We start from the raw sequence: 9848 nt of genomic DNA on the forward strand, positions 1-9848 counted from the left end.
CTTCAGGAGACACACCGTGATTCCGCGCCCTCCCCACTCATCCGAGCCCACATCCGCCGAGGCCAGCGCCTGGGCGGACGTTCTGGTCCGCCGACGACTCCTGCACGCGGCCGTCCTCACGCCGACCGGCCAGTGGCTCGTCCAGGACCACCCCGACAGGCCCGTCCGCCTCCTGCGAGGGCCGGCCGACGTCCTCACGCTGGCCGCGACCATCCAGCACCGCACCCGCTCCACGAGGCCTGAATCCCGATGACGATCGCACCCAAGAACGGCACCGCCCCGGAACCGGATCCCGAAGCCAACTCGGTCTCGGAGCGAGCAAGATGGAGGTTCGGACACTCCCCCGAGGGGGCAGCGTCCGAACCCGTCCCCACCCCAGGGGTGGCGGGGCCCGACTGGCACCAGGGGGTGCCAGTCGGGAAGGCTGCGACCGAGGGCGGATCGCAGCCAAAAGCCGGCCACAAGGGGCGGCCGAAGGGGCGAGCGCGCCCGCGCGACAGGAAACAGCGTCGCGCGCACAGCGTCCGCCTCAACCCGTCCGAACTCGCTCTGATCAAGGCCGGAGCAGACGCCACCGGTATGAGCGTGGCGGGGTTCCTCGCCTACGCCGGGCTGGCCATGGCCCGCGACCAGTCCCGTACCGCCGCCGCCATCGCCACCGAACGCGACGTGCTCACCGAACTGTTCGCGATGAGGCGTCAGCTCGGCTGGGCCGGCAGCAACCTCAATCAAGCTGCCAAGATCCTCAACTCCGGCGGTGACGCTCCCCACCTGAACCAGGTGATGGCTGACGTCCGCCGGGCGGCCGAGGCGGTGAGGAAAGCTGCAGACAAGGTCGCCAACCGGCAGGCAGACGAGACGAGTTGATTCCGCAGATTCACAAGCAGGGCAGCCACACCCTGGGCCTGCTGTACTACCTCTACGGCAAGGGAACCCATGAGGAACACGTCGATCCGCATCTCGTCGCCTCCTTCGACGGCATGTCGCCTGACCCCGGACGCGACAGGGCAGCCACCAAGAAGGATCTCGGGCAGTTGCTCGACCAGCCGCTCCATCTCCTCGCCTCGGACCAGCGCCCCGAAAAGCACGTGTGGCACTGCTCGGTGCGCGCCGCGCCCGACGATCCGATCCTGACCGACGATCAGTGGGCGGACATCGCGCGTCGCATCGTCGCCGCCACAGGGATCGACCCGGGCGACGGCGCGGGCTGCCGCTGGGCCGCCGTGCGGCACGCCGACGATCACATCCACATCGTTGCCACCCTCGTGCGCGAAGACGGCCGACGCCCCGACCATCACCGATCCGGTAAGCGAGCGCAGGCCGAAGCCCGGCTCATCGAGAAGGAACTCGGCCTCCACCAAGTCGCACCCGGCGACGGCACCGCCGCGCAGCGGCCCACCAGCGCCGAACGGCACAAGGCCGCACGGCAGGGCCGCGAGCGCACTGCCCGCGAGGAATTGCGCGAAGCCGTACGGTGTGCGGTGGCCGGCGCGAGGAGCGACGAAGAGTTCTTCGACGGGCTCGCCGCGGCCGGCCTCCTGATCCGCAAGCGCGCCGCGCCCTCCGGCGACCTGCTCGGATACAAGGTCGCCCTGCCCGACGACCTCAACAGGGACGGCGAGCCGGTGTTCTACCCCGGCGCGCGCCTGGCCCCCGACCTGTCGCTGCCCCGCATCCGCGAGCGCTGGTCCGGCGACGCGCCGGATGTCCCTGCGGCCCGGACCGAGGAAACGGTCCGTACAGGGCCGGGCAGCCCGGCCGCCGCGCGCCGCAGCACGGCCTCGGCCGTGTGGCAGGCCGTGCTCGTCGTCGAGCACGGCGAGGACGTGGTCACCGCCGCCCACATCGCAGCGGCCGGCGAGGTCCTGGATGCCCTCGCGAAGACGTCCGCTGCCCACACCCGCCGCGAACTACACGATGCCGCAACGGCTTTCGAACGGGCCTCGCGCTCTCACGTCCGCGCCGTGCGCGGGCACGATCGAGCTCTGCGGCAGGCCGCCCGCGACCTCGTCCAGGGCGGCCCGGCTCTCGGCCGCGGTGAGGACGGCGCCACCACGGCGATGGCGATCGACATGCTGTTCTTCCTCATCACGGCCACCGCGCACTGGCACGCCCGGAGGGGACACGCTCAGCAGGCCGAGGCCGCCGCACGGGCCGCCGAGCACCTGCGCACCGCCTACCGGGCCGCCGCCGCCCAGCCCATCGGCGTGCTCTACCGGCGCGGCCGACGCCTGAGCCGGCCGATGCTCCAGCGACAGACCGTGCTCCTGCGCGAGGCGTTGCCGGAGCAGGCCGAGCAGATCCTCGCCGAACCCGGCTGGTACGCCCTGGCCGCGACCATCGCGGAAGCCGAAGCCGTCGGCCACGACCCGAGAACCCTTCTGTCCGACGTCTCTGCACGGCGCGAACTCGGGACCGCGGACTCCGTCAGCGACGTGCTCGTGTGGCGGATGCGACGGACCGCCGACCTACCCGCCGACGTCTCCCATCTGCCCGAGACCAGCACCACAGGGAGCCGGTCCGCAGCACGTGGGACGACCGCCAGGCCCTCCGCGCCCGGATGGCGACGCAGCGGCGACGAGACGTCGCGTAAACCCGTGTGAGCCCGTCGCGTGCCGCCGCCGGCCTCAGCGCATCGCCGTGAGAAGGGTTCGCCGCCGCTCCGCCCACGCTCCACAGCGTGATCGTGTGCCGCATCTGACCTCGGTGGCGAACCAGATCCGATGTGGAGGCTGTAGGCATCGGTTCACCCGCAGGATGAGCGGGCACGGCGCAGGTGGGGTGCGTCGAGCCAGTAGGCGTCCACGAGTTGAGCGCCCGGAGAGAAGTCGAGGTGTGATCGGACGCATCGTGGCAACGCCGTTTCGCCACGGAGACACGCACCGTCGCCAACTCGCCATCCGGGCAGCTGAGACGCCCGAATATACCCGCTGACCTGGGCGAAGGCGACTGTGGACTTTGTGAATTGAAACCTCCGGGGGCATGGGACACGATCATGAAACGCGCAGGACGAGGTGACGATATAGAGGAGGACGCCAGGGTGTTTCACCGGATACGCCGTCGGGCCAAGGAGCCGAGCGAGACTCAGAGGCAGTTCGCCGAGCTGCATGCACGGCTGCAGGGCCTGGTCCCGCCCGGCTTCGGAGTACCGGCGCCTGAGCCGGCGCCCGCCGAGCTGGCCGCCGTCGTGGACGACTTCCTCCCGCCGGAACTGCGCGTGCCGAGCCACGACCAGGTCGACGGCAAAATGATGCCCTGGGCGCAGCCCCTCGTCCTCGACGGCGAGATGGCCACCTGCGCCGAGTGCGGCGCGTACCGGGACTGGCTCATCCTCTCCACCCGCGGCGAGATCTGGCTGCGCTGCCGGGCCGGCCACCAACAGCAGGAGACCCGGCTCGACACCGCCTGGTACAACCGGCACTCCGGGCCAGCGGACGCGACGCACGCCACGTTCGAGGACTGCCTGCGCCACCTCGGGCACTGACCACCACTCCTACGACCCCACCGGGCCCGCAGGCCCGCGCTGACCACCCGTCGCCTAGCACCAAGGGGTCAGTTCCGTCATGCGCGTTCGCGTCGCCATTACCGCCCTCGGCATCACCGCCGCCCTCCTCGCCCTGCCCTCCTGCTCCACCGACACCACCGGGGACCAGCACAAGACTCCCTCCGTCGCCCGGACAGGAAAGCCGTCCGACGGCGTCCGGGAGACGGCCGTGCTCTCCTCGGCCGCGCTCGAGTCCCGCCTGCTCGATCGGGGCGACCTCGGCAGCGGCTACCTGCTCAAGCCCGAGCGTCCGGCCCAGCACGACGATGTCACCGTCATCGGCTGCCCGACCCTGAGCGAGTTGGGCGGCGACGCGGCGACCGGCGGCACGCTCGCCTTCCCGCGCAAGGCGAAGGCGGACTTCGCCTACGGCGGCAGTTCCTCGGAGATCTCCGAGGAACTGTACAGCGACAGCGCCAAGAGGCTGTCCGACGGCGTCGCCCGGATCTTCGGCGCCATGACCGGCTGCCCGACCTATCAGGTCGTCGCGGGCGGCACCCCGGTCGACGTGGCCTCGCAGAAGCTGCCCGCGCCCCGCGCCCTTGGTGATGAGCAGTGGAGCCAGCTTCTGACGTTCACCGGAGGAGGACAGAGCACCGTGGTCAAGCAGACCGCGATCCGCGCCGGCAGCCTGTTGCTGATCGTCTCCGGCTCCCCGGCCCTCGTGGACCGCCACCTCGGCAAGGCCCTCGCCAAGGCCACGGCAGCCAGCTGACCGATACCCAACACACTGATGCCCCCGGCCAAGGCGGTCGGGGGCATCAGTGCTGTACGGCTGGCTCCGCTGCACGGTTCGGCGGGATTTCAGCGGGACGTGATCCATGCGGCGAGCGAACTCCCCGTCGTCGTAACAAAGGCTGTGACGACGGCCGCCGCGAGCCAGGGCGAGATGCGTTGGACGACGACGTGCACTCCACCGAGGCGGAGTTCAAGGGCTGGCTGCTGCTTATCTTCAGTTCGAGGCATATGGCTATTCAGCCGCACAGGAACGTGGCACCGCTACGCCATACCTTGGCCACTTCACCCCACTTCAACGGGGCTGCAAATACCACATGTTGAGTGGCACCACTACGCCAAAACGTGGCCACCTTCCCTCGCTGGAGGCGCTGGCAATACCACGTGATAAATCACCACCGCTACCCAGAGCCGACCCCACTTCACCCCACTTCTCCGCCTGGAGCCAGGCAGACCCCACGCGTTGGACCCGTATCCCTGGCTGCTCTTCGTCGGCTCAACGAAGCCGCAGACGGAATGCCAGAAGCCCGGCCTCCGTTCGGGAGATGCTGTTGGTTAATTCGGGCCTGTGCGTGACGTCGGCCTTCAAGACCCGGTTGTGGTCTTGAAGGCCGACGTTGTCGTATGGGGCGGGTGCGGATGTCGATGCAGCCGAAGGGGCCTGGGGAGATCCCGGCGGAGACGGTGCGGGTGACGCGGGCAGCGTTCCCAAAAGGGAGCCTGGCGATCCGGGTGCGGGACGAACTGGGGCCGTTGTTCAGCGACGGGCAGTTCGCCGGCCCGTTCCCGGCACGGGGGAAACCGGATTGGTCACCGGGGCGCCTCGCGATGGTGCTAGTGCTGCAGTTCGTGGAGGGGCTGACCGACCGGCAGGCCGCGGAGGCGGTGCGGGCTCGTATCGACTGGAAGTACGCACTCGGGCTGGAGCTGGCCGATGCCGGATTCGACTACTCGGTGCTCTCGGAGTTCCGCGACCGGCTCGTCGGAGCCGACGGCGGCCGGGAGATCCTGGACACGGTCCTGGCGGCCGCCCGGCGGCAGGGACTGATCACCACCCGGGGCAAGGCACGGACCGACTCCACCCACGTGCTGTCCGCGGTGCGCGCGCTGAACCAGCTGGAACTGGTCACGGAAACCCTGCGCTCCGCGCTGAACGCCGTAGCTCTGGCCGAGCCGGGCTGGCTGAGCGAGCGGGCCCGGCCGGAATGGTTCAGGCACTATGCCACCCGGGCCGAGGACTCCCGGTTCCCCAAGGACCGGTCTCGCCGGGACCAGACGTATCGGCGGGTGGGCGATGACGGCATGCACCTGTTGCGGAACATCTGGGCCCAGGACACGCCACCGGGCCTGCGGGAACTGCCGGAAGTCGAGGTGCTGCGGCAGGTGTGGGTGCAGTACTTCCATCTGGTTGACGGGGAGGTGGCCCGTCGGGGCCCAAAAGACCGGCCACCGGGCCCGATGCGCCTGGTAACCCCCTATGACCTCGAAGTTCGCACCGGTGGAAAGCGCGACATCAACTGGGACGGCTACAAGGTCCACGTCACTGAGACGTGTGAGGACGACACCCCGCATCTGGTCACGAGCGTGGTGACCACCCTGGGCAGTGTCTCCGACGACCGGATGGCCGCCCCGGTCCACGCCGAACTCGCCCGGCGGGATCTGCTGCCGGGCGAGCACTGGGTGGATACCGGCTATGCCAACGGTGGCGCCCTGGCCGCGGCCGGCCGTGACCACCGGGTCGACCTGCACGGACCGCTGAAAACGGTGACCGTGCCGCACGCCCGCGGCGATGCCGCGTTCGGCCAGGACGCGTTCACCATCGATTGGGACAACCGGCATGTGACCTGCCCGAACGGCGTTGTCAGCACGCAATGGGCCGAGCGCCGTTCGGAGGAGGGCCTGCCGACTGTCCGGGTCCGGTTCTCCCCCGCTGACTGCGGCCCCTGCCCTCAACTGCGGGAATGTGTCAACTCTTCCAAGCCCCGGTGCCGGGAAATCAACCTCAGGCCCCGCGACGAATATGAAGCACTCCAGCAGGCGCGCAAGCTTCAGGCAACCGACGGGTGGAAGGACCGCTACAAGATCCGTGCCGGTGTCGAGGGCACCATCTCCCAAGCAGTGCACGCCTGCGGCCTGCGCAGAACCCGCTACTGCGGCCTGGCCAAGACCAGTCTCCAGCACCAGCTCACCGGCGCCGCCGTCAACCTCATCCGCATCAATGCCTGGCTCACCGGCACACCAAGAGCCCGCACCCGCACCAGCCCCCTGACAGCACTTCGCCCCGCCGCATAGCGACGGGGCGAAGCAACCAGGCCCGAATTAACCAACAGCATCCCGTTCGGGAGGACCGGGCTTCTCCTGTCAGGCACAAGAGCGCCGTTGATCGCTAGGCCGGCGCCCGCAGCAGTCGCTCCCGTGTAGCCGCGGGCAGCACACGGCGCAGGACCGGTGCCGTCGAGCTGAGGGAGGCGGCGAAGGCGGCCACGAGATCGTGGGGGACGCTGGCCGCGAAGGAGGCCGCCCACAGGCACGGTGCGCCGAGCACGGGCTCGGCCCATGCCTGCCATCCGGCCAGCCCTGTCTCGTCGGCCTCGGCGGCCAGGACCTGCGGGTTGGCGTCATGGATGAGGGGCGGGACCTCGCCGAGGCTGATGTGCGAGGTGAACGTTGGGTCCGTCGCTGCCGCCTGGGGCTGGTCGATGTTGCGGAACCATCCGTGGGCGGCGACGGCGTCTAGGACCAGCTCGGATCCGGCGAGCGTTACGGCAGGCTGGTCGCTTGCGTCGAGGGCGACGAGGAAGTCGGCCACCGCCTCACCGGGGACGTCGCGGGTGAAGTAAGCCGACCACTGGGCTAGCGGGCTGCTCGCCTCGGCACGGGCGGAGACCTGCCAGGCGATCGGCAGCTCGCCCAGGTGGAACGGCTCGTCCGCCAAGCCCCACTGGGCCCAGCGCAGGGCGTCGGGGCTGATGTGCAGGACGGTGCTGCGCAGGACCTGGCGGTCCTCCGGGGCCTCGTCCGGCTCGTGCCGTCCACGGACGATCGTCAGGCTCGTCCAGCCCAGGCCGGCGAGCATGTCGGCGACGACGTCGTAGAGGCGCCCGTCGTCACCGGCCAGATGCCGGGGGCCCACCCAGAACACGGGCTGGCCGCCGCGCGGGGTGGACGAGTCGGGCGGGAAGTCGGGGTACAGGGGCGCCTCCAAGAGCTTGGTGCGTATCTAGTTGCCGCCGGCGCGGCGGCGGGGGCGGCGCGGGGGTGCCTGGACGGGGCCCTGCCACGTCAGCTCGATGGCCACCTCCGGTGGCAGGTGGCCGAGCTGGGCGTCCTCGCCCCGCCCTTCGGCGAGGTAGACGACGGTCCGGCCGATCTCGTCGACCGACTGCAGGACCTGCGCCAAGCGGTGGGCCATCGGGAAGAACGGGTTCATGGCCTGGCGGACCGGAGCGTGCGGGTCGCAGGCGGACAGCAGGGTGATGAGATCGCCGACGGTCATCTCCGGGGACGTCACGAACAGCCTCCTGGGGTGCGGGGAAACGGGTGCGGTGGAACGGGCTGCCGTTCGGACGGCCAGCTCACTCACAGGGCCGGCGTTGTGTGACGGTGTCCGCGCTGTCAGAGGCGGCGTGAGGTCTCCAGCACGCGTGCTACGGCGGCGGCGACGATGTCGGCCGGCGTCTCGGTGTCGAACGACAGGTGGTAGCCGCGTACCTTGGCAGTTCCGGTGACGGCGATCTTCCACCCCTCGCCGTTCGTGCCGACGCGGCCGAGTGGGAACCAGCCGAGGTAGAACCTGCCGTCCTTGCTGCTGACGTGTACGTCCGCGCGGTCATCGACGATCAGGTGGAAGTCCTCGGCGGAGAACTGGTCCATGACCAGGGTCGGCTGGCCGGGGCCTAGCTGCCACTCCCGCAGTCGCAGGGCTTCGACGGTGGTGGAGAAACCGGGGCCCGTAGGGGCTACGGTCACGGGCAATCACTCCTCTGACCTGGGGTTTCTTGCAAGGTCGTCTACGTTGACATGCCCTCGCACTCGTTGACCAGTCTTTCCGCGATCTTTCCTGTCTGCCCCCGGCGAACTGCTCTGCTTGGACAGTTGTGGGATCTCAGATTCCGTGGCCGAATCTCACGACCTATGGCCACTCGATGGCCGGTCGGCCGCCGATCTGAGACAGGCCGGTCGAAGCTGTCCCGTCTCACTGGTCCCGGTGGTGTCTCAGCCGTCTCAGGTGGTAGTCGACCGATTCCCGGCATACATGGCCGACCGTGACCGATTTTCACCTTTCAGGGCGGATTGTGCCTCATCTGATCTGGCCTGTCTCACCAGAGCCGTGATGGTCGTTCCATGGACAGGACGCGCGCGCTTTCCGATGAGGCCCTGCTGGAGGTGGCGGGCTTCGACGTGGCCTGGGTGGAGGACCCCTACGGAGACCCCCACCGCCCCACCGAGGACCGCATCGAACTCGCCGCCTACCCCGAAACCGTCGCTCTTACCGGCCTGTTCGCCTCACCCCGCTGGCGCGAGCGCAACGACCTGCACACCGAAGCCGCACGCCGCCTGGCGATCGAAACCCAGGCCCTGCCGCCCGACCTCACCGCAGGCCAGCCCGGCTAGAGCTCGCACGGCAAAGCGGCGGACAATGATCCGCATGACAGCCACATCCCCCGCTTCCCGCCTGGTCACGGCGGCCGCCCGCGAGGTCCTCCGGCCGCTCGGTCTCCAGCAGCGCGGAAGATCACGCACATGGATCGACGACCACGGCTGGTGGCTGGGCATTGCCGAGTTCCAGCCGGGCCGGAACGACGGCAGCTATCTGAACGTCGGCGTGATGTGGTTGTGGCAGGACAGAGGCCATCTGGCATTCGACGTCGGCGGTCGTGAGCCCGGATTCGAGCGGTCCGTGAACCCCACCCAGTTCGCCCTCGACGCACAGAGCCTCGCGCGGCGAGCCGCCGACCTGGCGTTGGAGAACCGGGCCAGGTTCATTGACCTGCCCTCCACCACCGACTTCCTGACGTCACAGAAGCCTCGCCCCGGCTACCTCTGGGACAACTACCACGCCGGGATCGCCGCTGGACTGACCGGTGAGATCGCCATCGCGCGGCAACGCTTCGACCACGTCCTGGCCGAGGATGCTTTCGCGCCTTGGATGGTCCAAGCTCAGGAGTCCGCCCGGCAACTCCACGGCCTGGCAGGGGACCCCGAAGCCTTCCGGGACTGGGCGACGGCAGCCACCACCTCCTGCAGGCAGCAACTCAAGCTCCAGACGTCGGAGGCAGCAGCGACCAGCGGCAGCTACTGGAGCTGACTCACGCGCCGAAACTGCCACGCTCTGTGAGAATCCCACTGGGGACGCCTCAGCCGAGCTGACGCACCACAGCTCGGAGCCAACGCAGCCGCCATGATCGACGAGTCACCCGATCCTTCAGATCCGATCCCCGATCTCAGGACTGTCCGCCCTCGACCCGAGTCTCAGAAGCTGTTGTCTTTTCGGGCGTGATCGGTGCGTTTCCGCTGGTCGGGGATAGCAGTGGTGATTCCGTGGGAGTCGTGGCCTGTCGGGTCGTCG

11 protein-coding genes are annotated in these 9848 nt (G+C 69.4%); 8 read left to right on the plus strand and 3 right to left on the minus strand.

Going from position 1 to position 9848, the window contains the following annotated elements:
* Positions 1–16 precede the first annotated feature (16 nt).
* From ACFZB3_RS49550 to ACFZB3_RS49575, 6 genes are all read left to right on the plus strand, one after another.
* The gene (locus tag ACFZB3_RS49550) at positions 17–253 is read left to right on the plus strand and encodes a hypothetical protein (RefSeq protein ID WP_391390405.1); all 237 of its coding nucleotides are present in this window, start codon (positions 17–19) and stop codon (positions 251–253) included.
* Positions 250–867 (plus strand): plasmid mobilization protein, encoded by a 618-nt coding sequence (locus ACFZB3_RS49555; protein WP_391390407.1) that lies wholly within the window; start codon positions 250–252, stop codon positions 865–867. The genes ACFZB3_RS49550 and ACFZB3_RS49555 overlap by 4 nt, the downstream gene beginning before the upstream one ends.
* Positions 864–2603, plus strand: a complete 1740-nt coding sequence (locus ACFZB3_RS49560) for a relaxase/mobilization nuclease domain-containing protein (RefSeq protein ID WP_391390409.1) — start codon at positions 864–866, stop codon at positions 2601–2603. The genes ACFZB3_RS49555 and ACFZB3_RS49560 overlap by 4 nt, the downstream gene beginning before the upstream one ends.
* 437 nt (positions 2604–3040) lie before the next feature.
* Positions 3041–3484: a hypothetical protein gene (locus ACFZB3_RS49565; protein WP_391390411.1), complete on the plus strand. Its 444-nt coding sequence runs from the start codon at positions 3041–3043 to the stop codon at positions 3482–3484.
* Positions 3485–3563: 79 nt separating this feature from the next.
* Positions 3564–4259 (plus strand): hypothetical protein, encoded by a 696-nt coding sequence (locus tag ACFZB3_RS49570; RefSeq protein ID WP_391390413.1) that lies wholly within the window; start codon positions 3564–3566, stop codon positions 4257–4259.
* Between the two features lie 659 nt (positions 4260–4918).
* Positions 4919–6571: an IS1182 family transposase gene (locus ACFZB3_RS49575; RefSeq protein ID WP_391390416.1), complete on the plus strand. Its 1653-nt coding sequence runs from the start codon at positions 4919–4921 to the stop codon at positions 6569–6571.
* A 94-nt stretch (positions 6572–6665) separates the two neighbouring features.
* On the opposite strand, the gene ACFZB3_RS49580 is transcribed toward ACFZB3_RS49575, so the two are convergent.
* The 3 genes from ACFZB3_RS49580 to ACFZB3_RS49590 all read right to left on the minus strand — a co-directional run bounded on the left by ACFZB3_RS49580 (position 6666) and on the right by ACFZB3_RS49590 (position 8248).
* A complete protein-coding gene (locus tag ACFZB3_RS49580; RefSeq protein WP_391390417.1) occupies positions 6666–7484 on the minus strand; it encodes a DUF317 domain-containing protein in 819 nt (272 codons plus the stop codon).
* 15 nt (positions 7485–7499) lie between these two features.
* Complete coding sequence (locus ACFZB3_RS49585; protein WP_391390419.1) at positions 7500–7790, minus strand: hypothetical protein; 291 nt, start codon at positions 7788–7790, stop codon at positions 7500–7502.
* 104 nt (positions 7791–7894) lie between these two features.
* Positions 7895–8248, minus strand: a complete 354-nt coding sequence (locus ACFZB3_RS49590) for a DUF317 domain-containing protein (RefSeq protein WP_391390421.1) — start codon at positions 8246–8248, stop codon at positions 7895–7897.
* 375 nt (positions 8249–8623) lie between these two features.
* Here ACFZB3_RS49590 and ACFZB3_RS49595 point away from each other — a divergent pair, with 375 nt between their 5' ends.
* Together ACFZB3_RS49595 and ACFZB3_RS49600 are read left to right on the plus strand one after the other, a co-directional pair.
* A complete protein-coding gene (locus ACFZB3_RS49595) occupies positions 8624–8893 on the plus strand; it encodes a hypothetical protein (protein WP_391390423.1) in 270 nt (89 codons plus the stop codon).
* A gap of 34 nt (positions 8894–8927) precedes the next feature.
* On the plus strand, positions 8928–9587 hold the full coding sequence (locus ACFZB3_RS49600) for a hypothetical protein (protein ID WP_391390425.1): 660 nt from the start codon (positions 8928–8930) through the stop codon (positions 9585–9587).
* Positions 9588–9848 lie beyond the last annotated feature (261 nt).

This window comes from Streptomyces sp. NPDC008092, assembly GCF_042957285.1.
Taxonomy (GTDB): Bacteria; Actinomycetota; Actinomycetes; order Streptomycetales; family Streptomycetaceae; genus Streptomyces.

Excerpts from the sequence above, each read along its gene's own strand:
- ACFZB3_RS49555 (WP_391390407.1), top strand. The coding sequence starts at position 250 with ATGACGATCGCACCCAAGAACGGCACCGCCCCGGAACCGGATCCCGAA.
- ACFZB3_RS49570 (WP_391390413.1), top strand. The coding sequence starts at position 3,564 with ATGCGCGTTCGCGTCGCCATTACCGCCCTCGGCATCACCGCCGCCCTC.
- ACFZB3_RS49575 (WP_391390416.1), top strand. The coding sequence starts at position 4,919 with ATGTCGATGCAGCCGAAGGGGCCTGGGGAGATCCCGGCGGAGACGGTG.
- ACFZB3_RS49595 (WP_391390423.1), top strand. The coding sequence starts at position 8,624 with ATGGACAGGACGCGCGCGCTTTCCGATGAGGCCCTGCTGGAGGTGGCG.
- ACFZB3_RS49600 (WP_391390425.1), top strand. The coding sequence starts at position 8,928 with ATGACAGCCACATCCCCCGCTTCCCGCCTGGTCACGGCGGCCGCCCGC.